We start from the raw sequence: 24,919 nt of genomic DNA, 5'->3' as shown, positions 1-24,919 counted from the left end.
GCGGTACGTATAGCACTTTGTGGTGCCTTCTTTCCAAGAGAGAGCATGGCGGTAGGATGCGGGTCAACCCACTAAGACAAGGAGTGACCCATGCAGACGACAGGCAACACCATCCTCATCACCGGCGGCGGATCGGGCATCGGCGCGGCGCTGGCGCATGAATTTCATGAGGCGGGCAATCAGGTCATCATCGCGGGGCGGCGGCAGGCGGCGCTCGATGCGGTGGTCGCCGCGCATCCCGGCATGGCGGCGATGACGCTGGATATGGAGGATGCTGCGGCGATTGTCGCGTTCGCGGACAAGCTGGTTGCGGAGTTCCCGGCGCTCAATGCCGTGGTGCTGAATGCGGGCGTGATGATCGTGGAGGAGGGCATTGACCTTGCCATTGCGGAAACGACGGTGGCGACCAATTTGCTGGGGCCGATCCGGCTGAGCCATGCGCTGTTGCCGCATCTGCGGGCGCAGGCGGCGGCGAGCCTGATCACCGTGTCGTCGGGGCTGGCCTTCGTGCCGCTGGCGGCGACGCCGACCTATAGCGCGACCAAGGCGGCGATCCATAGCTGGTCGCAGGGCATGCGCGCGCAACTCAAGGATAGCAGCATCGAGGTGATCGAGATCGTGCCGCCGGGCGTGCAGACCGACCTGATGCCGGGTCATGCCGAGAATGACGAGATGATGCCGCTGGCCGACTATATTGCCGAGACCATGGCGTTGCTGCGGCAACAGCCGACCCCGGCGGAAATCCATGTCGAACGGGTGAAATTTCTGAGCGAGGCGACGCAGCGCGGCGAATTCGATCAGGTGTTTGCGATGCTCAACGGCGGGCATTGATCGGCGAAGAGGAAGGAGGTAGCCAAATCTTGGTCGCTCCCTAACAGATGGAGACGGACGATGACCGACGTGAATGGCCAATTCTTCTGGTATGAACTGATGACCAGCGATCCGCAGGCGGCGCTGGCTTTCTATGGCGACGTGATCGGCTGGACGGCGCAGGCCTTTGGTGGCGAGCGGACCGATGAGCCCTATATGGTCGTGTCGGGCAGCGCCGGGCCGGTGGGCGGCGTCATGGCGATCCCCGTCGAGGCGAAGGATTGCGGCATGACGCCCTGGTGGGGTGGCTATGTCGGGTCGGGCGATGTCGATGCGGACGCGGCGCGGCTGGTGGCAGCGGGCGGGCGCGTGCAGCGCGAGGCGGAGGATATTCCGGGCGTCGGCCGCTTTGCGGTGATGGCCGATCCGGGCGGCGCGACCTTCATGTTGCTCAAGGGCGATAGCCCCGACGAGATGGACCCGGTGCCGCCGATGGCGATGGGGCATGTCGGCTGGCATGAACTCTATAGCGGCGCTTTCGACGCCGACATGGCCTTCTACACCGGGGCGTTCGGTTGGACCAAGGGCGAGGCGATGGATATGGGCGAGATGGGGCTGTATCAGCTCGTTTCGCAGACCGGCGGCAGCGATTTCCAGAGCATGACCGGCGGCATCATGCCGCGGCCCAAGGAAATGCCGGTGCCGCTGTGGCTGTTCTACTTCATCGTCGGCGATATCGACGCGGCGGTTGAGCGCGTGACGGCCGGGGGCGGCACCGTGCTTAATGGCCCGACAGAGGTGCCGGGCGGTGGCTGGATCATCCAGGCGCTCGACCCGCAGGGCGCGATGTTCGCGCTGGTGGGGATGCGCGGGGAACAAGCGCCATGAGCGAGGACGCCCACGAGCTGTCCGTAACCTGTCCTATCGCCGCGTCGCCCGCGACATGCTGGACGGTGTGGCGCGATCGCAAGGGCGAATGGTTCTGCCCCAAACCCTGGCGCGCCGAGGTGATCGAAGAGGATATGCGCCCCGGCGGGCGCAGCGCGGTGCGGATGTTCGGGCCGGATGGCGAGGATAGTGGGCCGATGGAGGGCGTTTTCCTGGAGGTCGTGCCACACGAGCGGATCGTCACCACCGATGCCTATGCCGTCGGCTGGGTGCCGCAGACGCCGTTCCTCACCGCGATCTGGTCCTTCGCGCCGGAGGGCGAGGGCACGCGCTTCACCGCGACCGCGCGTCATTGGGATGCGGGTGCCAAAGCGCGGCATCTGGAGATGGGCTTTCATCCCGGTTGGGATGCGATGATGGCGCAGTTTAAGGTGTTGTGTGAGGCGGCGGCGGTGGGGTGAGGCGGGGAGGGCCTATCGACCATAGCCGGACATTTATCCGCGAATATGTCATGCCCGGAAGCCGATGCTGATGGAAAACACCTGTTTGTCGGACATAGCATCAGAAAATGGCTTCGACAGGAGGGTGATCGGTCAAAATTGGCGGGTAAAAGGCATTATCTCAGCGTCGGCATTACCGCGCATAATTATAGTTGATCGGGGTTATATCAATACGGGTGATGTAATCTTCTACTTTATCTAATTTATAACTCTGATAATATCTCCCATCGCGCTTTAATATATAGAAACATTGCATTTTTGTATCGTTATTATACTGCTCACATAGCCTGTTTTCGTCGATCATCCAAATGCCGCTGCATGTCCCATTGCAATCTCTTATCGCAATTCCGTTATTATAGTACTGGCGATAAGTAGTATCATGAACGGTTGGTATTTCAACCAAGTTGTGTTCGGCGATAGTATTTCTTAGATCTTTACCGCTTATGATTTGATAGGTAATACCTCTCGCGGTAACAGTGCTCTCAGTTGCATTAGAAACGTTTTCTGACTTTTGCGCACCACAAGAAGTTAGGACCAAGGCGATGGTTATGCACACAGCACGATTAATTGAGGAGCAGCCTTGAGCCATCGAGGCGATCTTGCATTGAAATGATAACGTCCGCAATCGGTCAATGGTAAATTGGCTGCCTATGGTCCCGTCGGCAATCTCATGTTTGCCGTACAATCGTCACGCAATTCTGCGGAAATTGCGTTGCAGGCGGTATTGTAAGGTCGTTCCAGACCCACGATTGTTCGAAAATCACTGTCGGATTGAGGAGCTGTGCGACAACCTCGTTAGCGGGGTTTTCCGGCATGACGAAATGGCCGCTATTGGTTTATGCATTTCCTTAAGCCGCCTGTCAGCTATCCACCCCTTGGCGTCATGCCGGGCTTGACCCGGCATCTATTGGCTCGACGGTTCGACGTCGTTGAGAGGACGAGGCTAATGGACCCCGGATCAAGCCTGTCGAAGGGGCCGGGATGACGGGACAGACATCGCGCCCACCCCCACCCGAAAGCCCCTTCCAAAATAGGATTTCGTCTGGTTTATCCTTGCCAATGAAACCGCATCCCGCCGCCCATTGCCCCGCGCCAATGTCCAGCCAGCCCCCGCCGCTGCTGCGCGGGTGGCGCTTCGCTGTGACCCAACCGGCACCTCCCTATGATCTGACCGGCGCGTCGCCAGGACTTCGGCGGCACTTTCCGCGCGCTTTTGCCCGATTTTTCCGTGCAAAATCAGGTCAGCGACGGTGTGAACTTACAGGCTGTGCCCCTGCCGTGCCCCTGACCCGCTATGCCTCCTCCTGCGCCAACGTCACCCCCGGCGCGGCGTCCACCCAGCGCCGTGCCACGGCATAATCATGGCCCGCGCGCAAAAAGGCGGCGATGGCCTTCTCGCGCTGCTTGGGGTCGAGCGGCGCGGTGGCATAGGGGCCGACCCGCTTGCGCCGGGCAAAGCGGTCCGCCGCCGCCCAGGCTTCGGCCGCGATCTGCGCGTCGGCCTGCGCCCGGTCTTCCTCGCCGATCCCGGCCGCGCGCAGATCCTGGTCGATCCGCCGCGCGCCATAGCCACGCCGGGCGAGCGCGCCACTCTTCATCACGGCATAGCCCGCATCATCGATATAGCCCAGTTCCACGAAGCGATCGGCCAGCCCGTCCGGGTCGGCGGGCTGTTCGCCGCCCCAGCCGCGCTCCTTGATCTTGCGCTTGAGATAGCTCAGAAGTTTACCCCGGCTGGTGGCGAAACGGGCAACATGGCGCAGCGCCATGTCGCGCATCGTCGCCTCATCGAGCGGCGGGGGGAGGCGTTTGCCGGACATATTCGCTTTCATGCGCTATGCGCCATGTTTATGCCACAGTCGGGCCGGAATTTTACCGTCCCTTGTCGGCTAAGGGTAGACGCTGGAATGCAATATCCGGTGCATGTCGCAGTCAAAGATGATAGCGGCCGCGCTTTCACGATTTTTAGACCAGATGGTCACGCCAATATGACGGGTTCGCAAGAGATGATGGCACCGACGCCGACCACCGATGACCTGCCGCGCCGCTTCTCGGACTTCGAGACGCTGGGCGAGGCGCTGGACTATGCGGCGCGGGGCAAGCGGGGCCTGAATTTCCATGATGCGCGCGGCAATCTGGCGCGGCCTTATCCGTTCAGCACATTGCGCGACGATGCCATCGCCTGCGCCCATCGCCTGATCGCTCATGGCGTCAAGCCCGCCGATCGCGTTGCGCTGGTCGCCGAAACCGGGGCGGACTTTGCGCAGCTCTTCTTCGGCATCGTCTATGCCGGGGCCTGGCCGGTGCCGCTGCCGCTGCCGACCAGCTTCGGCGGCAAGGAAAGCTATATCGACCAGCTCAATGTCCAGCTCACCAGTTGCGATCCCATGCTGTTCCTCTTTCCCCGCGAACTGGCCGACATGGCCGGGGAATCCGGTCGGCAAAAGGCGGTCGAAAGCATCGCGTTCGAGGATTTCATTGCCCGCGACGCCATCCCCTGCGCCTTGCCGCAGGCGCGCAGCGACGAGATCGCCTATCTGCAATATAGCAGCGGTTCGACCCGCTTCCCCCATGGCGTCGCCGTGACGCATCATGCGCTGCTGTCCAACCTGTCGGCGCACAGCCACGGGATGCAGGTGCAGGAGAGCGACCGCTGCATCAGTTGGCTGCCCTGGTATCATGACATGGGGCTGGTCGGCTGCTTCCTGTCGGTCGTCGCCAACCAGGTGTCGACCGACTATATGAAGACCGAGGATTTCGCCCGCCGTCCGCTGGCCTGGCTCGACCTTATCAGCCGCAACGAAGGCACCTCGATCAGCTATTCGCCGACCTTCGGCTACGACATTTGCGCCCGTCGCATGTCCAGCCAGACCAAGGCGCAGGATCGCTTCGACCTGTCGCGCTGGCGGCTGGCGGGCAATGGCGCGGACATGATCCGCCCCGACGTGATGCAAAGCTTCGTCGATGCCTTTGCCGATGCCGGTTTCTCGCCCAGCGCCTTCCTGCCAAGCTATGGCCTTGCCGAAGCGACGCTGGCGGTGACGATCATGCCGCCGGGCGAGGGCATCATCGTCGAACTGGTCGAGGAAACCGATCTGTCGGGCGGCGACGCGACCGAGGGGCGTCCGCAGCGCTTCCGTTCGATCGTTAATTGCGGAAAGCCCGCCAAGGACATGGTCGTGGAAATCCGCGACGAAGATGGCGGCCCGCTGCGCGAGCGGCAGATCGGCAAGGTGTGGACCACCGGGCCAAGCCTGATGGTCGGCTATTTCCGCGATCAGGCGGCGACCGACGCCTGCATGCTCGACGGCTGGCTCGACACGGGCGACATGGGCTATCTGAGCGACGGCTATCTCTACATTGTCGGCCGCGCCAAGGACATGATCATCATCAATGGCAAGAATCACTGGCCGCAGGACATTGAATGGGCGGTCGAACAATTGCCCGGCTTCAAGCAGGGCGACATCGCCGCCTTCGCCATCACCACGCCGGGCGGCGAGGAAGCGCCCGCCGTGCTGGTCCATTGCCGCACCTCCGACAATGAGGAACGCTCGCGCCTGCGCGACCAGATCCGCGAGCGCGTGCGCGCCATCACCGGCATGAACTGCGTCGTCGAACTGGTGCCGCCGCGCACCCTGCCGCGCACCAGTTCGGGCAAATTGAGCCGGTCCAAGGCGCGCAATCTCTATCTGACCGGAGAAATCCGCCCCTACGACATCGCCGCCTGATCTTTCCGACCCCAGGGTTACCGAATCATAACCCATCGCCGTTATCGCGGCACGGTGGGCAAAAGGGATCACCAGAAAAACGACCCGGAATGTCGGGAACGGATAAGCCTTCGGGCGATGATGGGCCTTGGCGATATCGCCGATGACGCCCAGCATCGTGTGTTGGAGGCGCAGTTCCGCGCCGCTGACAGTGTAGCGCTGCTGCGCCATGTCATGAATCTTCTGGGCCTGATTTTTGTCTGGCAAGTCTTCGCCCATTGCTGCTCGCCCATTTTGCTCGGCGGATGGAGCATCGCGCTGATCGGCAGCATGGTAATGGGCCTGTGGCTCGATCGCAGCCGCCGTCGCGCCGACAATGTCGGCTTGGCGGCACGGGATCTGCGCCGGCACGGGATAGGCGCGTTGGCGCTGGGCCTGTCCTGGGCCGCCTGCATGATGATCGTGGCGCACGCCGGAGAGACCGAGGAAATGGTCGCGCTCTGGACGCTGGTAAGCTGCATCATGGTATGCGGCGCCATCAGCTATGCTGCGACCCCCCTTGCGGCGATCGTGTTTCTGCTGCCCTGTATCGCCGGGCTGTGCGCGATGTTCGGCGATGGCCTGCAAATGCCGCTTCATGCTCTGGCGACCAGCTATGCGCTCTCCTTGCTGGCAGGCTGCCTCATCTATGCGCGGACCTTTGCGCGCCAGCATAGTAGCACGGCGGAACTGGCGGAAAAGACCGAAGTCGTCAGCCTGTTGCTACGCGAATATGAGGAAGGCGGCTCCGACTGGCTGTGGCAGACTGATGCCATGCGGCGCATCAATGGCGCGTCCAGGCGCTTTGCGGAAACGATGGGGTTGACGCCGGACCAGTTGGAGGGCGCGCCGCTGGTCCAGATATTGGCGGGCAGCGCGTGGGAAAGCGGGCGGTTTGCCGCCGGCCTGCATAGCCTTGCCGATCATCTCAAACGCCGTGAGAGTTTCTCCAATCTGGTGCTGCCGGTCGGCGTGTCCGGCAAGACGCGCTGGTGGGAGTTATCCGCATCGCCGCGCTATGATGATAATGGTGTGTTTCAGGGTTTTCGCGGCGTGGCGTCGGACGTGACGGTGCAGCGCGAATCAGCCGACAAGATTGCGCAATTGGCACGGTTCGATCCGCTGACGGGCCTGCCCAACCGCAGCCATTTGCGCGAAGTGCTGGATCAGGCGGTCGCGGCGGCGGGTGGCCGTAAGCCCGGCTGCGCCTTCCTGATGGTCGATCTTGATCGCTTCAAATCCATCAACGACACGCTGGGGCATCAGATCGGCGACAAATTGCTGAGCGAGGTCGCGCGCCGATTGCGGCGGGCCTGCCGAGGCCAGGAATTTTGCGGTCGGATTGGCGGCGACGAATTTGCTGTCGTGATACCGGCCGCGCCGGACGGCCATGCTATCGCGCAATTGGCCGACACCATTATCGCCCTGCTCTCCGCCACCTATCAGATTGACGGCCATAGCCTCTATATCGGGGCGTCGATCGGGTCGGCGCAGTCCCCCACCGATGGCCGCGATTCCGAGGCATTGATCCGCAGTGCGGATCTGGCGCTCTATCGGGCCAAGGATGATGGCGGTGGCGTGCATCGCGCCTATGAGCCGCAACTCCATGCCAAGGCCGAGGAACGGCGCCTGCTGGAACTGGCGCTGCGCGAGGCGCTGGAAAAGGAGCAGATGCACGTCCTGTATCAGCCCGTCGTAGAAGCCGATAGCGGCCGGGTTGTCGGATTCGAGGCGCTGGCCCGCTGGACGCATCCTGAAATGGGGCCGATCTCGCCCGCCAAATTCGTGCCGGTCGCCGAAGAAGCGCGGCTGATCGCGCCGATCGGTGAATGGGTGCTGCGCACAGCCTGCGCCCAGGCCGTGCACTGGCCGGACGATGTGCGGGTTGCCGTCAATGTGTCGGCCGAACAACTCACCCACCCCAGCTTTGTCGCGACCGTGGTATCGGCGCTGGCGCAGAGCGGGCTGGATGCGCGCCGCCTGGAACTGGAAGTGACCGAAAGCGTGTTCATGAGCGAGGATGCCGGTGCGCTGCGGGTGCTCGATCAGTTGCTGGGGCTGGGCATTCAGCTCTCGCTCGACGATTTCGGCACCGGCTATAGCTCGCTTGGCTATCTCAGCCGGACGCGCTTTACCACGATCAAGATCGACCGCAGCTTCGTGGTCGGTGCCTCAAAGGGCGTAGCGGAAAGCCTGGCGATCATTCGCGCCGTCGTCACATTGGCCGAGAGTCTGGGCATGGCGACGACGGCCGAGGGCGTCGAAAATGATACGGAACTTGCCATGGTGCGCGCATTGGGCTGCAAGAAAGTGCAGGGCTATTATTTCGGCCGGCCCATGTCCGCCCAGGACGCGGATGCGCTGTTCCCGATGGTGCCTGAACGGCTGATTGCCTGATCAGCCAGCCTGCAGCAGCCGTTCGACGGTAGTCCAGAGCGCGGCGAAATCCTTCGCCGGTTGGGAATTTGGCGCAAAGGCCCCCAACGGCTTGCGGCGCACCGTCATCTGCTCGATCATGCTGGCCATCGGGATGGCGGGCCAGCCGGGATGTTCATCCAGCGCCTTGCGGTGCAGGCTGCGGCGGCGATCGACCATCGAATAGACCGGCAGGATCGGCGCATGCGCACCGCCGCGTTCGACCAGATAGCGCGCGACTTCGCCCATGGCCCGCTGGGACAATGGCGAGGGTATAACCGGGATGACGATCAGGTCGGCGGCGCGCAGCACCTGTTCGCTGGTTTCGGTCAGGCCCGGCGGGCAATCGAGGATGATGCGGTCATAATCCTTGCCGAGGCTCTCGATCAGCTTGGACAGCCGTTTCTTCTTGTCCATTTCCCGAAAGAGATGATCGAGGCTGCGCAGCGACGTATCCGCCGCGATCAGGTCCAGCCCCGGCACGGTCGAAGGCTGAATCAGCTTCCTGACCTCGACATCCTTGCTGAAGATCGCCTGCGCGGCGTCTCGGCTCTTGCTGTCGGTGGAGACAAGCCAGCTGGATGCTGCCTGCGGATCGAGATCCCACAATAAAGTGCGCCGTTTCGATATGCTGGCCGATGCCCAGGCGAGGTTGATCGCGAATGTGGTTTTGCCCACGCCACCTTTGAGACTGTAGACGGCGATGGTCGCCAATGCCGGTTCCTTTGCCATGGAGCGTGAAGCTACGGCTTCCGTCCGCCAAAGCAAGCGCTCAATCATCCTCATGTTACGCGACCGTGACGGTGGCGCAATCCTTGTCGATTGACAGTCCGGACGCAGAAACGCATATGGAGATCGCGAATCATTCGCAATATCAATATGAACAGGTCACCGGGGGGCATCGCCATGCCAAAGTCGCACGTCATTCTTTTGTCCATCACGGCATCGCCGCTGGCGCTGCTGCTCGTCGCGCCCGCACAGGCGCAGACCTCTGTCCCGACCGATGCGACGGAAACGGACCAGATCATCGTCACGGGATCCTACACCACCAATGAGAAACTGGGGTCGGCGACGGGACTGGGCCTGAGCATTCAGGAAACGCCCCAGTCCGTCACGGTGATGACGGCGCAGCGGATGGAGGATCAGGCGATCCGAACGCTGAGCGATGTGATGAACAACGCAGCGGGCGTCTCGGTCAAGGCGCTGGACAGTTCGCGCAACGGCTTTTCGGCGCGCGGCTTCGACATCAATATCTATCAGATTGACGGTATCCCGGTGCAGTGGGACCAAGGGTTCAGCGCGGGTGAATCCAATCTGGACGTCATCCTCTACGAACAGGTCGAAATCGTGCGCGGTGCCACCGGCCTGCTGACCGGCGTTGGCAACCCTTCGGCTTCGGTCAATCTGGTGCGCAAACATGCCGACAGCGATCATCTGACCGGAACGCTGACCGCTTCCGCAAGCCGCTGGGACAATTTCTTCGTCATGGGCGATATCAGCGCGCCCATCACCGCCGATGGCGCCGTGCGCGGGCGGGTCGTGGCCAAATATGAGGAAGGCGACAGTTTCATTGACCGCCTGCACAACAAGAAACTCGTGCTGTACGGCGTGATCGACGCTGATGTCACGGTGGACACCCATCTGCGCTTCGGCGCCAGTTATCAGGACCATGATGCCAGCGGCACCCAATGGGGCGGCTTGCCGACCTGGTTTTCCGACGGGTCGCGCACGGATTGGAGCCGGTCAAAGAGCATAGGTGCGGACTGGACGACATGGCCGGCGAAAAATGCCACCTATTTTGCCGATGCGACGCAGCAACTCGGCGAACGGTGGCAATTGCGCGTCTATGGCAATTATACGCAGAATAGCAGCGACATGCGATTGCTGTTCCTGTCGGGGCAGCCGGATAAGGATACGGGTCTTGGTATGTCGGCCTCGCCCAGTCGCTTTGACGCGCGGCGCAACCAGTTCGACGTCGGCATCCGGCTGAATGGCAGCTACGCGCTGTTCGGTCGCGACCATGAACTGATGGTCGGGGCAAGCTATGCCAAGCAGGATATGGACTTTTTCGGCTATGCGCGCAGCAATGTCGCGACGCCGGGGAATTTCCTGACCTGGGATGGCAGCTATGCCGAACCGACCTGGGGCGCGCGCAGCCATCAGGTGGACCTCGCCACCAAGCAATGGGGCTATTTCGCGTCGACCCGGGTCAACCTGGCGGATTCGCTCAAGCTCATATTGGGCGGGCGACTTAATAGCTGGGATCGCACTGGCGGCTATTATGGCATGGCGATCGATTATGGCATCCGCAACAAGTTCACGCCCTATGCCGGGCTGCTATACGATATCGCGCCGGGCCATACGCTTTATGCCAGCTATACCGACATTTTCCAGCCGCAGCAGATACGGAACCGCAACGGCCAGTTCCTCGATCCGCTATCGGGCAGCACCTATGAGGCCGGGCTCAAGAGCAGCTTCTTTGGCGGGCGACTGAACACAGCGCTGTCGGTTTTCCGCATCGAGCAGGATAATTTCGGCGTGCTGGACGGCGACGTCCCCGTGCCAGGTACGGAAAATGAGCAAGCCTATCGGGCGATCAAGGGCGCCAGAAGCACCGGATTCGAAGTCGAGGCTAATGGCGAAGTGCTGCCCGGCTGGTCGGTCAGCGGCAACTACACCCAGTTTCGCGCCAAAGATGCGAACGGCGCGCGTATCAACACGCTTTATGCGCAGAAGTTGTTGCGCCTATTCACCACCTATAAGCTGAACAGTCTGACCGTAGGCGGCGGGGTCAATTGGGAGGGGTTGAGCTATACCGACGCCATCAACCCGGTGACAGGGGCGGCGGAACGGTTGGAGGTCAAGCCCTATGCGCTGGTCAACTTGATGGGACGCTATGAATTCAGTCCCGTCATGTCGGCGCAGGTCAATGTCGAAAATCTGTTCGACAAATATTATTATTCGCAGATTGGTTTCTACAATCAGCATGCCTTCGGCGAACCGCGTAACGTCACGCTGACGTTGCAATATCGCTTTTGAGAGATGGGGGGCAGGCGCATTGCCTGCCCCCCATCCAGCATCACAGGACGTCGCGCGCCTTTTCTGGTGGGCGGGCGATGACAGCACCTTTTTCCGTGATCACGATCGGGCGCTCGATCAGGATCGGGTGCGATGCCATCGCACGAAGTATGTCCGAATCTCTGTCCGTATTGAGGCCGATCTCCTTCACCACGGCCTCGCCCTTGCGCAGCGCCTGCGCAGGGGTGACGCCAGCCTTGGCGAACAGCGCTTCCAGTTCGGCACGGCTCGGAGGGGTCTTGAGATAATCGACGATCTCGACCTCCACGCCCGGCGTCGCTTGCAGGATCGCAAGCGCCTCACGCGATTTCGAACAGCGGGGATTATGCCAGATGCTTGCCTTCATGGCTGGCCGTCGCGGGCCAGCCATTCCTCCAGCCACTTGATCGTATAGTCGCCGTTGAGGAACTCAGGATCGCGCAGCAGCGCCTGATGCAACGGGATGGTGGTCTTCATCCCTTCGATCACATATTCCTCCAGCGCGCGTTTCAGGCGCATGATCGCGCCCTCGCGAGTGCGGCCATAGACGATCAGCTTGCCGATCATGGAGTCGTAATAAGGCGGCACCTTATAGCCCTGATACAGGCCGCTATCGACGCGGACATGCATGCCGCCGGGGACGTGATAGCTGGTCACGGTGCCGGGCGAGGGGGCGAAGGTGCGCGGGTCTTCAGCGTTGATGCGGCATTCGATCGCATGGCCCGAAAAGACGATATCCTCCTGCGCGACCGACAGCGGTCTGCCCTCGGCAATGCGGATCTGTTCGCGCACCAGATCGACCCCGGTGATCATTTCGGTCACCGGATGTTCGACCTGAAGCCGGGTATTCATTTCGATGAAGTAGAATTCCCCATCTTCCCACAGAAATTCGATCGTGCCCGCGCCGCGATAGGCCATGTCGGCCATCGCTTTGGCGCAGATGCCGCCGATACGTTCGCGATCGGCTTGGCCGAGGACCGGGGAGGGGGCTTCTTCCAGCACCTTCTGGTGGCGGCGCTGGAGCGAACAGTCGCGCTCGCCCAGATGGATGGCATTGCCCTTGCCGTCGCCGAACACCTGGATTTCGATATGGCGGGGGTTGCCGAGATATTTTTCGAGATAGACGGTGGCGTCGCCAAAGGCGGCCTTCGCTTCGGACCCGGCCTGCTGCATCAGCGTTTCCAGATCGTCGGGCGAGGTGCAGACCTTCATGCCGCGACCGCCGCCGCCCGAAGCCGCCTTGATGATGACCGGGTAACCGGCCTTCTCCGCGATCGCCTTGGCTTCTTCCAGATCGCTGATCGCGCCATCGGAACCGGGGACGAGCGGCAGGCCAAGCGCGCCAGCGGTGCGCTTCGCCTCGATCTTGTCGCCCATGGTGCGGATATGTTCGGGCTTTGGCCCGACGAAGGCGATGCCATGCGCTTCCACGATCTCGGCGAATTTGGCGTTTTCGCTTAAGAAACCATAGCCGGGATGGATCGCGTCCGCGCCGGAGATTTCGGCGGCGGAGATGATCGCGGCGACGTTCAGATAGCTGTCGCGCGCGGCGGGCGGCCCGATGCAGATCGCTTCGTCGGCGAGGCGCACATGCATGGCGTCGGCGTCGGCGGTGGAATGGACCGCGACCGTCTTGATGCCCATTTCATGGCAGGCGCGATGGATGCGGAGCGCGATTTCGCCGCGATTGGCGATGAGCAGCTTTTCAATGGCCATGGGGTATAGCGGCCTTATTCGATCACGATGAGCGGCTGGTCGAACTCGACCGGCTGGCCGTTGTCGACGAATACGGCCTTGACCGTGCCCGATACCGGCGCGGAGATCGCGTTCATGACCTTCATGGCTTCGACGATCAGCACGGTTTCACCGGCAGCAACCTGCGATCCGATACGGGCGAAGGGCGCAGCGCCCGGTTCGGCCGACAGATAGGCGGTGCCGACGATCGGCGAGCGCACGAGCGTTCCGGCGGGCATGGCAGGTTCGGCTGCGGTGGCGGCAGGCGCGGCCACGGCGGGGGCGGCCGCTGCAACGGGCGCGGCGGGCGGTGCGGCATAGACGGGGGCCATGGCCCCGGCCTTGCGCGCGACGCGGATCTTGCGATCGCCGTCTTCGACCTCGATTTCGGTCAGGTTGGTGTCGTCCAGCAGCGCGGCCAGTTCGCGCACCAGGGTAACGTCCACCTGCATCGCGCCCTTGTCTTGCTTGTCGTTCATGGTTGACCCTTGTTTGCCATTCTAACGTGTCTGTAGCGGCCAGCGCCTATGCCGGTTTGCGGCAAAGCGCAACTTTGTAACGTCCGGCCGATCGAGCGCAACGCTGTATGCGCCGATGCTATAGTTCCAGTGCGGCTTCGAGCGCGAGCATATAAGAGAGAGGCCCGAAGCCCGCGATCGTCCCCTTCGCGGCCATGCCGACATAGCTTTTATGGCGGAAAGGCTCGCGCGCATGGGGGTTGGACAGGTGAATTTCGATCACCGGCACGGTGATCGCCTTGATCGCATCGTGCAGGGCAACCGAGGTATGGGTCAGGCCGCCCGGATTGATGATGATCGCATGTGCGCCTTCGCCATGGGCTTCCTGTAGCCAGTCGATCAGATGGCCTTCATGATTGGACTGGCGAAAATCGAGGACGACATGGGCGCGCGTTGCGGCATCCTCCATCCGTTCGGCGATGTCGTCGAGCGTGTCATAGCCATAGATTTCCGGCTCGCGCGTGCCCAGCAGGTTGAGATTGGGGCCGTTGAGAACATAGATTTTGCGACTATCCGCCATGGCGATCCCCCTTGCATGTTGCGGCTGGGGCGATGCCGCCCCTATATGCGGCTCAATCCTTAGCCTTTCGTGCCGCGCCAAGTCGAGGCACGTTTCCTTTTTGCAAGAACGGGACCGCATATCGTGAGCGTCGACGGCACCATATCCATCCACATCAATGGCGAGCATCGGCGGGTGCGCGAAGGGCTGACGCTGGCGGCGCTGGCGAGCGAACTGGGTTTCGTGCCGGAAAAAGTGGCCGTGGAACGCAATCTGGCGGTCGTGCCTCGCTCGACGTTGCAGGATGTGATGGTCGAGGATGGTGACGAGCTGGAAATCGTGCATTTCGTCGGGGGTGGCGACATCGCTCCGGCGAGCGACGATAGCTGGAGCGTCGCGGGCAAGACATTCCGCTCGCGACTGATCGTCGGCACGGGCAAATATAAGAGTTTCGAGCAGAATGCGGCGGCGGTTGCGGCGTCGGGGGCGGAGATCGTTACGGTCGCCGTGCGGCGCGTCAATGTGTCGGACCCCAAGGCGCCGATGCTGACCGATTATATCGACCCCAAGGTCATCACTTATCTACCCAATACGGCGGGCTGTTTCACGGGTGAGGACGCGATCCGTACGCTGCGCCTGGCGCGGGAAGCGGGCGGTTGGGAATTGGTGAAGCTCGAAGTGCTGGGCGAGGCGCGGACGCTCTATCCCGACATGGTCGAAACGCTGCGCGCGACCGAGATATTGGCCAAGGAAGGCTTCAAGCCGATGGTCTATTGCGTCGATGATCCGATCGCGGCCAAGCGGCTGGAGGATGTCGGGGCGGTCGCGATCATGCCGCTGGGCGCGCCGATCGGGTCGGGGCTGGGTATCCAGAACCGGGTGACGATCCGGCTGATTGTGGAGGGCACGAAGCTGCCGGTATTGGTCGATGCCGGTGTTGGCACGGCGTCGGAAGCGGCGCAGGCGATGGAACTGGGTTGTACCGGCGTGTTGATGAACACCGCAATCGCCGAGGCGAAAGACCCGGTGCTGATGGCGGCGGCGATGAAAGCGGGCGTGGCGGCAGGGCGTATGGCCTATCGCGCGGGACGCATGGGCAAGCGCATGTATGCCGATCCGTCCAGTCCTTTGGCAGGATTGATCTGACGCTTTTTTGGCGATCGCAGTAAATTGACCGGCGGCCCCCTTGTCCCCTATGGGCAGGATCAAGTTGAGGAGGAGAATAAGCGATGGTGAATAAGCTCTACCCCGATGCGGCATCTGCCCTGGAAGGCCTCCTCTTCGATGGTATGCATTTATGCGCGGGCGGCTTTGGCCTTTGCGGCATTCCTGAACGGTTGATCGATGCGATCCGCGATTCGGGGGTCAAGGATTTGACCATCGCTTCCAACAATGCCGGGATCGACGGCGAGGGGCTGGGCAAGCTGCTGCGCACCCGGCAGGTCAAGAAGATGATCTCCTCCTATGTGGGGGAAAACAAGGAATTTGAGCGGCAATATCTGGCGGGCGAGCTGGAGGTCGAGTTCTGCCCGCAGGGAACGCTGGCCGAGCGCTGCCGTGCGGGTGGTGCCGGCATTCCGGGCTTCTACACCAAGACGGGCGTCGGGACGGCCGTGGCCGAGGGCAAGGAAGTCAAGAATTTCGACGGGCAGGATTATATATTGGAACGCGGCATCTTTGCCGACGTGGCGATCATCAAGGGCTGGAAGGCCGACGAGAGCGGCAACCTCATCTTCCGCAAGACCGCGCGCAACTTCAATCAACCGATGGCCACCGCTGCGAAAATCTGCGTTGCCGAAGTCGAGGAAGTAGTGCCGGTCGGCTCGCTCGATCCCGATACGATCCATCTGCCCGGCATTTATGTGAAGCGTATGATCGTCGGTGCGCCTTATGAGAAGAAGATCGAATTTCGTACCGTAAGGCAGCGGGAAGCGGCGTGAGCGCAGTGGCGCTGCGTGCGGTAACGGTGGCATTGTCGCTGACGATGCTTGCCGCCTGCGCGCCGCCCACGCGGCCGTTCGCCCCGCCGCCAGCCAATCCGCCCGCCGGGATGCAATATCTCTACGGGTCGGGCGAGGCGGCGGCCCTGTCGGTGCAGGCATTCGCCATGCTCGCGTCCCATGCCACCGCGATGGCCAAGGCACGACCGGCGCAGTCCGTCGTGCTGGCATCGGGTGCGTCACTCGACCAGCCGCGCTTCGTTCCGTGCGGGAACAAGCCTTTTGCCGCCGTGTTCGATGTCGATGAAACCGTGCTGCTTAACATCGGCTATGAATATCATGATGCGCGGTCGGGCAAAGGCTATGACGAAGCAGCATGGGATGCGTGGGAGCGCACCGGCGCAGCCGCGGTCAGCCCGGTGCCGGGTGCTGTCGCGGCGCTGGCGCACCTGCGGGAAGAGGGCATAACCGTGGTCTTCAACACCAATCGTTCTGCCGCCAACGCAGCGGCGACCGCGCAGGCGGTCCGCGCGGCGGGCCTGGGCGAGGCGGTGCATGGCCAGACATTGTTCCTGAAAGGCGATGACACGCTGGGGTCGGGCAAGGATGGTCGGCGTGCGGTGATTGCCGGGCGCTATTGCGTCATCGCCATGGGTGGTGACCAGCTCGGTGATTTTTCAGACCTGTTCAATGCAGGCCAGTCTGTGCAGGCGCGACGGGCCGCGACACAGGCTCCTGCAATGGCCGCGTTGTGGGGCAAGGGGTGGTTCGTGCTGCCTAATCCGGTCTATGGCAGCGGCCTCAAAGGCGGGTTTGACGATGTGTTTCCAATGAACAAAAGGTGGGCTTTGCCTGCCGATGGGGAGAAGTGAAGATGCCCTGGACTCGTGATGAAATGGCTGCGCGTGCGGCAAAGGAACTCAAGGACGGCTTCTACGTAAATCTGGGCATCGGTATTCCGACGCTGGTCGCCAACCATATTCCAGACGGCGTGGAAGTGACGCTTCAGTCCGAAAATGGGATGCTGGGCATTGGTCCGTTCCCGTTCGAAGGCGAAGAGGATGCGGACCTGATCAACGCAGGCAAGCAGACGATCAGCGAATTGCCGCAGACTGCCTATTTCTCCTCCGCCGACAGTTTCGCGATGATCCGGGGCGGGCATATCGATCTGACCGTGCTGGGTGCGATGGAGGTCGCGGAAAATGGCGACATCGCCAACTGGATGATCCCCGGCAAGATGATCAAGGGCATGGGCGGCGCCATGGATCTGGTCGCTGGCGTCAAGAAGATCATCGTGGTGATGGAGCATACGTCGAAGAATGGCGATCCCAAGTTCATTCCCGCCTGCACCCTGCCGCTGACCGGCAAAAATGTGGTCGACATGATCGTGACGGATTTGTGCGTCTTTCGTCGTCCTGACCATGAAAGCCCGTTCGAACTGGTCGAGATGGCCCCCGGCGTTACGGCGGAGGACATCGCCGCCAAGACGACCGCGCATTTTATACAATAAGGACGGCGAATGAGCCTTAATGGAACTTATGATGCGGGCAACCCCTTCGCCCTCATCATTGCCGGGAAAATACCCGCGACCAAGCTGTATGAGGACGAGCATGTGCTCGCCTTCCTCGATATCCAGCCGCAGTCCAAGGGCCATGCACTGGTTATTTCCAAATGGTCCAAGGCGCGCAACATATTGGAAATAGAGTCTGAAGCCCTGGCTCAGGTGATGGCAGTAGTGCAGAAGGTGGCGGTCGCCATCAGCAAAGCGCTGAAGCCTGACGGATTGCATATCGCCCAGTTTAACGGCGCACCGGCGGGGCAGACAGTGTTCCACCTGCATGTCCATATCGTGCCGCGCTGGGAAGGGCAGGCCGTCGGCTTTGCTGCCCATGGTCAAGGCCAGGTCGCTGATGCCGACGCCCTCGCTGCGCTTGCCGACGAGATTCGCGCGCAGCTTTGATGAGCCTGTTTCCGATCATCGACGCGCGCTGAGATGGTGCTGCGGCCCTTCAATGCCCCCGGCGCGCGGCTCGCGTTACGGACGAAGCGCGCCAGCCCCAGCCTTGCGGGCGGGGCGGGCGATAGCGAGATCATTCTTGATCTGTCGCGACTGCTCTCACGCTCCTTTCATGCAGCGCCCACCGGCATCGACCGGGTCGAGTATGTCTATGCGCGTGAATTGCTGGAGCGGATGCCCGATCGGCTATCCTTCGCCGCCGTCCACCCCGCAGGCGGCTATTATGGGCGACTGAACACTGCCGCCGTACGCCAGTTTCTGGCGTCGACGGCGGCCAAATGGCGTAACCCCGGCCAATATGATGCGGGGGAAGGCAAGGCGGCGGCGATCCGCCATATGTTTGCCACGCGCCCGCGCCCCGTACCACGCGCGACCCGGCCACGCATCTATTTGCAGGTGTCGCCGCATCATCTGGATGATCCAGCGCAGGTTGGTGCGATCCTGCGGGCCGAAGGCGCGAAATTCGTGACCCTGGTGCATGACGTGATACCGCTCAGCCACCCTGAGTTCGCCAGGCCGCAGGGCGCGAAGGAGCATCTGCGGCGGGTGCGGTCGATTGATGCCTTTGCGCATGGGATCATCGGTAACAGTCAGGCGACAATCGACGCGCTGGCCCCGCATTTGCAGCGTGGCTTGGCTGGACGGGCGATCCGCGTCGCCCATTTCGGTGCCGATGCGCCGGATATTTTCGGGACACCGAAAGAGGATGTGCCCGACCGGCCTTATTTTGTTTACATCTCCACCATCGAGCCGCGCAAAAATCATCTTCTGTTGCTCAACATCTGGCGGCGACTGATCGAGACTTTGGGTGACGAGGCCCCCATGCTGGTTCTGATCGGGCGGCGCGGCTGGGAGAATGAGAATGTCATCGACATGCTGGAGCGCGGCGAAGTGCTGCGCGGTCATGTGATCGAGGCGGGCGAGGTTTCCGACAATCGGATGCAGGCGCTGCTGACACATGCGCGCGCGATGCTGATGCCGTCGTTCATCGAAGGCTTTGGCATGCCGGTGGTAGAAGCGTTGGCCGCGGGCGTGCCGGTAATTTGCAGCGATATCATTGCCCACCGCGAAGTCGGCGGCGATGCGCCCGATTATCTTGATCCACTCGATGGACTGGGCTGGATGCAAATGATCCGCGCCTATGTTGCTGAAAATTCCCCCGAACGCGCGGCGCAGCATATGCGCATCGCACAATGGCGGGCCCCAACCTGGCGCGACTATTTTGACGTGATAACGGGGCTGTTGGAAGAAGTAACAGAGTCTGTTTATTGACCTGGACCATGCCGCCGCCCATGGGTGAATTGGTGACGCTATCGCAATCCGACATGATGGATGCCGCTTCGGCTCGGCCCCTCGCTCCGCTGCCATTTTTGCGGTCGCCGCCCTTTCCAGGGGTCGCACCCTCGGTCGCTGCGATTAGCGAAGCGATGGCGGAGCCTGGGGAAGATGTTGCCGACGCGCTGCTGGAGCAGATTCGTGATGCGCAGGTCGGAGGCGCTTTCTGGGCGGGGGACAATGATCCCTGGACAGTGGCGGCGCAGGCGGAAAGCGTCAAAGCCGGCATTGACGATGAATTGGCCCTGGTCGCCGGCCTGCTGAACGTGCCTGTGATCGGACCGGATGGCGCACGGATTGACCCGGCGCTGCTCCGCGTGGCGCTCAAGCGCCGGATTGCCGCCGCCCGCTACCGTGACTGCTTTAATGGCGCGCCGACCGATGCGATACAGGCCATCGCGCAGCTCGCGGATTGGCGACGGCATCTGGACGGCAATAGGGGGATCGCGGCAGCCAGCGGCATGGCATTCTGGAAGCGGGAAGCCATCCGTCAGTTCCTCTGGGACGGACGGCGCGCGCCGCCTTTCCTTTCCGCCCGGCGCGGTTTGCGCCGCGCCCGCTATGGACAGGGTGCGTTGGCGATCTGGCCATCGCGGGTGCCTTCGACTCTGTTGGGGGAAGCGCAGGTGCAGGGCGTTGCCCTGGTGCGGGTGGAAGATGGTTTTTTGCGTTCACGCGGGCTGGGGGCGGCATTGCACCCGCCAGGGTCTATCGTCGTGGACCGTAGCGGCATTTATTACAACGCGCTCGCGGCCAATGACCTGGAGACATTGCTGGCGACGCATGATTTCTCTCCGGCTCTGGTTGAGCGCGCCGCTCGTCTGCGCGCGCGCATCTGTGCCAGCGGCGTGACCAAATATGGACAGAGTGGGGGGACGCTGGTGGACCTGCCTGCCGGTCGACGGACCGTGCTGGCCATTGGACAGGTCGATGACGACCTTTCTGTCCAACTTGGCGGGGGTGGCATTACGGGTAATCTGGACTTTCTGGCGCGGGTGCGGCGCGCCGAGGCGGATGCCTGGATCATCTATCGCCCCCATCCCGATGTGCAGGCGGGCCATCGCAAGGGACATCTGGCCGATGCTGCGGTGCTGAACTACGCCGACGCCATCGACAGCGGTTCGCCGCTCATGGCCTTGGTCCAGGCGGTGGATGACTTGCATGTGCTTTCGTCGCTGACAGGTTTTGAGGCTTTGATGCGGGGGTGCAGAGTCACGGTGCACGGCATGCCCTTTTATGCGGGCTGGGGTCTTACGCGCGATCTCGCGCCACCCGTTGCGCGTCGGGGACGGCAATTGTTGCTGGACGAACTTGTCGCCGCCGCTCTCATTCTCTATCCACGCTATTTGGATCCGGTAACCGGGTTGCCGTGCGGACCCGAAGTTATGACGGATCGTTTGGCAAGTGGCGCAGTGCCACCGACGACATGGCTTGTCGGATTGCGTTCATTGCAGGGGAAGTTGCGACGTTTTATGACTTTGACGGCTGAGTATCTTCATGGCTGACGTGCCAACCAAGACCTTCCTGTTTCTGCAAGGGCCGCATGGCCCCTATTTTGCGATGCTGGCGGACGCCCTGCGGGCACGCGGGCATCATGCGCTGCGGATCAACATCAACGGCGGCGACAAGATTGATTGGCCGGGAGAAGCGGCGGACTATCGCGGCACCTTCCGCAATTGGCCGTTGTTTTTCGACGATTTCGTCGTCAATCATGGCGTCACCGACCTTATTCTCTATGGCGATTGCCGCCCCTATCATGCCTCCGCCCATGGGATGGCCCGGTTGCGGGGCTTGCGAGTGCATGTCATGGAAGAAGGCTATATCCGCCCTGATTTTCTGACGTTGCAGGATGATGGGGTGAACGGCAACTCCACCTTGCCGCTCGATCCGCAATGGTATCTGGCGGAAGCCGAGCGGCTGCCCCCCTATATGGGCGATCTGCCACCCGTACCATCGACCTTTCAGGCGCGCGCGCGCAACACGATGCGCAACGGCTTGGCATCGGCGTTGATGCGGCCCTATTTCCCTTATTATAAGACGCATCGCCCGCACAGCTTTTTGCTCGAATCGGTGGCGTGGTGCTACAAACTTCTGACGCGGCAAAGCGAAACGCATCGGTCTCTGGCGGTTTGGGAGGCGGTCAAGGACAAGCCCTATTTCACGCTCCCGCTCCAGCTTAATTCCGACTATCAAATTCGGGTCCATTCGCCCTTTGGCAATATGCGTGCGGCTTTGCGCTTCGTCATCAAGAGCTTTGCGCAACATGCACCGGAAGGGGTTTCCCTCCTGGTAAAACGTCATCCGCTTGACCCAGGCCTTGTTGCCTGGCGGCGGCTGACCCATCGGATTGCCGCACATTATGGGATAGCCGATCGGGTATTCTATCTGCCGGACTGGGATATTGCCGAGGTGGTGAGCAAGTCGCTTGGCGTGGTGACCGTCAACAGTACGGTCGGTACGCTAGCGCTTAACAGCGGCAAGCCTGTCGTAGTGCTGGGCCATGCGGTGTATAAGGTGCCGGGTGTCGTCCACCACAGCAGCCTGGACGATTTTTGGGCCGCGCCGCGTCAGCCTGATCTGACGCTCTATTCGGCCTTCCGCCGGGTGTTGATCGACCGCTGCCTGATCCGTGGTGGTTTGTTGAGCGAGGAGGGGCTGGAATTGCTCGTTGCCAATGCGGTCGAACGGTTGGAAAAGGACCCCTCCGAAGTCCTCACCCTCCCGCGCCCGGCTCGGCGCCGTCAGCGGCAGATAAAGATCGTGCACGGCGACGCTGCCTGACGTTGATGCACCCCATTGGGGGGCTTCGTGCCCCTTCCTGGGATGCGTTACCAGAGGTCAGTTTTGGCGTCCTGCTCAGCGCTTTGAAGAGGAGCATATATGTAGCGGGACGATGTTGAAATGGATGCCCGACAAGGATTCGAACCTTGATTGACGGAGTCAGAGTCCGTTGTCTTACCTTTAGACGATCGGGCATCAAAAGCGGTGCTCAGCCCCGCTTGGGAAGCCGCAAATAGGCGGGGTTTTTCATTCGGTCAAGGGTCAGAAAAGGGTTTTTTGCCGGGAGGGTTAGCGGCGGCGTCAGCCCGATCCCGTCAATGACGCGCTGGCAGCAATCGACGACGCTTGCGATTGCGCTTCAGCAGTTCGCCGCCGATCACGGTAATATTCGCGCGCCGCTCTTTGAATTCCGGGGATTCGAGAATCGAACGGAGCATGTCGGTCTTTGATACGCCGCTGCTGAGCAGCGCAAGATGGTGTGTAAGGCCTGCCGGGTCAGCCCGGCGACCAAGTGCATGCTGGTAAAATGTTTCGATAAATGCTTCATTTTCCAGAGCGAGAATGGCGGCAACGTCGATTGTCACGCTCGGAGAAAGCCGGGTTGCGTCTGACGCCCCATGCGAATTTTTTCGTGCTGCGACCGTACCTACGTTATCGGAAGCTGGAAATGTGGTCGGCGCGGTCGGTTGCGATGCCCCATCTTCTACCGCGTGGCGGAGCCGCAACATATCTCCATCTTCAATGCGGTCCATCAGTCGATCATAAAGGTCAGGCTGAGCGGTCAATCCGGTAGCGAAGTGGAACAGGCCTTGCGACCAGTCATCCCAAGTGCGGGGTGCGCGTTCAATGGCGGATGAATGGCCAAATGCCACGGCTTGACGGACCAGTTCAGGCAAGTCGCTGTCCCGCACATACAGATATACACCTTCGACCGATGAAAATGTCGCAAGAATTTCACGGGTGGCAGGAATATCACGGGCAACGATGGGTTTGCCCAACGCAAGAGCGTGCATGAGCGATAGGCCAAACCCCTCATAATAGGAGGGAAGAATGACTACGCTGCTGAAAGAAAATATTTCATTCATTTCTTGATCGGGCAGGACGCCCGCCTGAAGCTGTCTTAGATTGCGTAGCGTGGCTTCGCTACCGTCACCCATGGCAATGACGGAGACGCTCGGAATCGCATCAGCAATTATTTTTCCAGTGATCCCGGCTGCCTTGTGCGCAAAATGATTGCCCATCACAAGCACATGCTCTCGACCTGCTGTCACGCCTTCATAGCGGGCGGCATAGGATTGCAGACTGGTGGGCAAAAGCTGCGTATATTTTGCCGAACGATCTTTTCGCTGGAACCGATGGCTGAAAGTATCTTCGGCAAACTGGCTGATGAAGAAGAGGCCGCTGGCATTACGCGCAACATGGGACCACATTGATTCGACATGGGAGTTATGGCGTAAATGACTACAATCCAGCGCGATGACGTCCAGCATGCCGTAAACATTCACAGGAGCAAGATGCTCCATCACGTTGATATGTTGCAAATCAAAAGGCTGGCCGAAGAAAATGGCTACCGCATAGATGGGCGATATTTCCGTTCGGAGTTTGACACGTTCAAGTCTGTCAATGCCGTGAAATTCAGCGACAGATTTGTCACAAATAGCGTGAATCTCAAATTCATCAAATTCACGGGTATCGCACCAGCGCAGGAAATTATTGATCAGTTCATTCGTGCCATTGTGATGACGGCCCATGGTCAAGAGATTAAGCGCTACTTTAAGCTTGCCTTCCGCAGTAGGCACCAGATTTTTAATCTGGGTCATGGCCCTATATTCTGGTGATCGCTCAAATTCCTGAACAAGGGGCAGAAATTCTGGATGACGAGTGATCATCTTTTGCAGATTAGACTGCTGTTGCCCTTGGAGGTCCATTTCATGCAGCATGAAAGATGCTGATCCAGCGTGATAGGCATAGGCATGATTGGCCAATGCTGCACGATAACCGACCTTGCCGGCACGCATTACCAGATCATTTTCTTCTTCATATCCGGTCCCAAATTCTTCATCCAGATAGCCAAAATTGGCTATGACCTGGGGTGAAATGAGCATGTAGAAGCCAACAGCCGTTGGTGAAAAGGTATAGCGAGGCAGATATCGGTAGACGGATTCCCAACTGATGTGACAAATTTCCGGCGTGGTGGCGATACCCGACAGATTATTGGGTGCCTGTGGGAATGTCGCGATGGCTGCATTATTGGAGCGCGGACATACAAATCCGATTTGCGGGTCCGACAACATGACCGCGATACATTCGGCCAATGTATTTTTATAGGTGATGGTATCGCTGTTGATCAGCAGAGCGCCTGCACCGTTTCTTCGACTGATCGCCAAGCCTTTATTGACGCTCTGAACGAAACCGAGATTGGATTCGTTGCGAATATACAGATCTATCAAACCTGCAGTGTGCCGATCGGACAGATATTGATCGACATCATCATCATCCGGGGAGTCGTTGATAACGATAATCTTGGGATTATAGGCCCGAATTTCTTCTATATTCGCGCTGATCGATTCGAGGCAGGTTTTTACCAGTTCGACATTCCGATAAACGGGGATGATGAGGTTGAGTTTCATCAATAATCCTTGGCGATTGGCTCACTCGGCCCGGAGGGGCGATCAGAAA

22 protein-coding genes and 1 tRNA gene are annotated in these 24,919 nt (G+C 60.8%); 14 read left to right on the top strand and 9 right to left on the bottom strand.

Annotated elements, in window-relative coordinates; all coding sequences use genetic code 11:
* The first annotated feature begins 90 nt into the window (after positions 1-90).
* The 3 genes from J2W40_RS02900 to J2W40_RS02890 are packed head-to-tail and all read left to right on the top strand — an operon-like array spanning position 91 to position 2,159.
* On the top strand, positions 91-831 hold the full coding sequence (locus J2W40_RS02900; RefSeq protein WP_310221902.1) for an SDR family oxidoreductase: 741 nt from the start codon (positions 91-93) through the stop codon (positions 829-831).
* A 60-nt stretch (positions 832-891) separates the two neighbouring features.
* Positions 892-1,698, top strand: coding sequence for a VOC family protein (locus tag J2W40_RS02895; RefSeq protein ID WP_310221901.1), 807 nt, complete (start codon positions 892-894; stop codon positions 1,696-1,698).
* Positions 1,695-2,159: an SRPBCC domain-containing protein gene (locus J2W40_RS02890; RefSeq protein ID WP_310221900.1), complete on the top strand. Its 465-nt coding sequence runs from the start codon at positions 1,695-1,697 to the stop codon at positions 2,157-2,159. Before J2W40_RS02895 ends, J2W40_RS02890 begins: the two co-directional genes overlap by 4 nt.
* A 172-nt stretch (positions 2,160-2,331) precedes the next feature.
* Here J2W40_RS02890 and J2W40_RS02885 read toward each other — a convergent pair whose 3' ends face one another.
* Together J2W40_RS02885 and J2W40_RS02880 are read right to left on the bottom strand one after the other, a co-directional pair.
* A complete protein-coding gene (locus tag J2W40_RS02885; RefSeq protein ID WP_310221899.1) occupies positions 2,332-2,883 on the bottom strand; it encodes a hypothetical protein in 552 nt (183 codons plus the stop codon).
* 607 nt (positions 2,884-3,490) lie between these two features.
* On the bottom strand, positions 3,491-4,018 hold the full coding sequence (locus tag J2W40_RS02880) for a regulatory protein RecX (RefSeq protein ID WP_310221898.1): 528 nt from the start codon (positions 4,016-4,018) through the stop codon (positions 3,491-3,493).
* 186 nt (positions 4,019-4,204) lie between these two features.
* Here J2W40_RS02880 and J2W40_RS02875 point away from each other — a divergent pair, with 186 nt between their 5' ends.
* On the top strand, positions 4,205-5,926 hold the full coding sequence (locus tag J2W40_RS02875) for a fatty acyl-AMP ligase (RefSeq protein WP_310221964.1): 1,722 nt from the start codon (positions 4,205-4,207) through the stop codon (positions 5,924-5,926).
* 117 nt (positions 5,927-6,043) lie between these two features.
* On the top strand, positions 6,044-8,341 hold the full coding sequence (locus J2W40_RS02870; RefSeq protein ID WP_310221896.1) for a putative bifunctional diguanylate cyclase/phosphodiesterase: 2,298 nt from the start codon (positions 6,044-6,046) through the stop codon (positions 8,339-8,341).
* Here the strand turns inward: J2W40_RS02870 and J2W40_RS02865 are convergent, their stop codons facing one another.
* Positions 8,342-9,091, bottom strand: coding sequence for a ParA family protein (locus J2W40_RS02865; protein ID WP_310221893.1), 750 nt, complete (start codon positions 9,089-9,091; stop codon positions 8,342-8,344).
* A gap of 147 nt (positions 9,092-9,238) precedes the next feature.
* Here J2W40_RS02865 and J2W40_RS02860 point away from each other — a divergent pair, with 147 nt between their 5' ends.
* Positions 9,239-11,398 (top strand): TonB-dependent siderophore receptor, encoded by a 2,160-nt coding sequence (locus tag J2W40_RS02860; protein ID WP_310221891.1) that lies wholly within the window; start codon positions 9,239-9,241, stop codon positions 11,396-11,398.
* A 40-nt stretch (positions 11,399-11,438) separates the two neighbouring features.
* On the opposite strand, the gene arsC is transcribed toward J2W40_RS02860, so the two are convergent.
* The 4 genes from arsC to aroQ all read right to left on the bottom strand — a co-directional run bounded on the left by arsC (position 11,439) and on the right by aroQ (position 14,188).
* A complete protein-coding gene (arsC, locus tag J2W40_RS02855) occupies positions 11,439-11,783 on the bottom strand; it encodes an arsenate reductase (glutaredoxin) (protein ID WP_310221889.1) in 345 nt (114 codons plus the stop codon).
* Positions 11,780-13,132: an acetyl-CoA carboxylase biotin carboxylase subunit gene (accC, locus tag J2W40_RS02850; RefSeq protein WP_037477272.1), complete on the bottom strand. Its 1,353-nt coding sequence runs from the start codon at positions 13,130-13,132 to the stop codon at positions 11,780-11,782. The genes arsC and accC overlap by 4 nt, the downstream gene beginning before the upstream one ends.
* Positions 13,133-13,146: 14 nt before the next feature.
* Entirely contained in the window at positions 13,147-13,629 is a 483-nt protein-coding gene (gene accB / locus J2W40_RS02845; RefSeq protein ID WP_310221887.1) for an acetyl-CoA carboxylase biotin carboxyl carrier protein, read from the bottom strand.
* 118 nt (positions 13,630-13,747) lie between these two features.
* Positions 13,748-14,188: a type II 3-dehydroquinate dehydratase gene (aroQ, locus tag J2W40_RS02840; protein WP_310221885.1), complete on the bottom strand. Its 441-nt coding sequence runs from the start codon at positions 14,186-14,188 to the stop codon at positions 13,748-13,750.
* A 123-nt stretch (positions 14,189-14,311) separates the two neighbouring features.
* Here aroQ and thiS point away from each other — a divergent pair, with 123 nt between their 5' ends.
* The 8 genes from thiS (at position 14,312) to J2W40_RS02800 (ending at position 22,240) form a co-directional block, all read left to right on the top strand.
* Positions 14,312-15,313 carry a sulfur carrier protein ThiS gene (gene thiS / locus J2W40_RS02835; protein ID WP_310221883.1) on the top strand — a complete coding sequence of 334 codons (1,002 nt, stop codon included), beginning with the start codon at positions 14,312-14,314 and terminating at the stop codon, positions 15,311-15,313.
* A gap of 83 nt (positions 15,314-15,396) precedes the next feature.
* Entirely contained in the window at positions 15,397-16,107 is a 711-nt protein-coding gene (locus J2W40_RS02830) for a CoA transferase subunit A (protein WP_310221881.1), read from the top strand.
* Between the two features lie 44 nt (positions 16,108-16,151).
* Entirely contained in the window at positions 16,152-16,979 is an 828-nt protein-coding gene (locus J2W40_RS02825) for an HAD family acid phosphatase (protein WP_310221963.1), read from the top strand.
* A gap of 2 nt (positions 16,980-16,981) precedes the next feature.
* Positions 16,982-17,617: a CoA transferase subunit B gene (locus tag J2W40_RS02820; RefSeq protein WP_310221879.1), complete on the top strand. Its 636-nt coding sequence runs from the start codon at positions 16,982-16,984 to the stop codon at positions 17,615-17,617.
* 9 nt (positions 17,618-17,626) lie between these two features.
* On the top strand, positions 17,627-18,067 hold the full coding sequence (locus J2W40_RS02815) for an HIT family protein (protein ID WP_310221876.1): 441 nt from the start codon (positions 17,627-17,629) through the stop codon (positions 18,065-18,067).
* 33 nt (positions 18,068-18,100) lie between these two features.
* Complete coding sequence (locus J2W40_RS02810; protein ID WP_310221874.1) at positions 18,101-19,396, top strand: glycosyltransferase family 4 protein; 1,296 nt, start codon at positions 18,101-18,103, stop codon at positions 19,394-19,396.
* A gap of 56 nt (positions 19,397-19,452) precedes the next feature.
* A complete protein-coding gene (locus tag J2W40_RS02805) occupies positions 19,453-20,964 on the top strand; it encodes a capsular polysaccharide export protein, LipB/KpsS family (protein ID WP_310221962.1) in 1,512 nt (503 codons plus the stop codon).
* Positions 20,957-22,240: a capsule biosynthesis protein gene (locus tag J2W40_RS02800; RefSeq protein WP_310221872.1), complete on the top strand. Its 1,284-nt coding sequence runs from the start codon at positions 20,957-20,959 to the stop codon at positions 22,238-22,240. Before J2W40_RS02805 ends, J2W40_RS02800 begins: the two co-directional genes overlap by 8 nt.
* Before the next feature lie 121 nt (positions 22,241-22,361).
* On the opposite strand, the gene J2W40_RS02795 is transcribed toward J2W40_RS02800, so the two are convergent.
* Both J2W40_RS02795 and J2W40_RS02790 read right to left on the bottom strand, forming a co-directional pair.
* Positions 22,362-22,435: transfer RNA gene (locus tag J2W40_RS02795), tRNA-Gln, on the bottom strand.
* A 119-nt stretch (positions 22,436-22,554) separates the two neighbouring features.
* Positions 22,555-24,870 carry a glycosyltransferase gene (locus tag J2W40_RS02790; RefSeq protein WP_310221870.1) on the bottom strand — a complete coding sequence of 772 codons (2,316 nt, stop codon included), beginning with the start codon at positions 24,868-24,870 and terminating at the stop codon, positions 22,555-22,557.
* Positions 24,871-24,919: the final 49 nt, after the last annotated feature.

This window comes from Sphingobium xenophagum (assembly GCF_031457465.1).
GTDB classification, from domain to species: Bacteria; Pseudomonadota; Alphaproteobacteria; order Sphingomonadales; family Sphingomonadaceae; genus Sphingobium; species Sphingobium xenophagum_A.
This window is presented reverse-complemented; position numbering and strand designations above follow the sequence as displayed.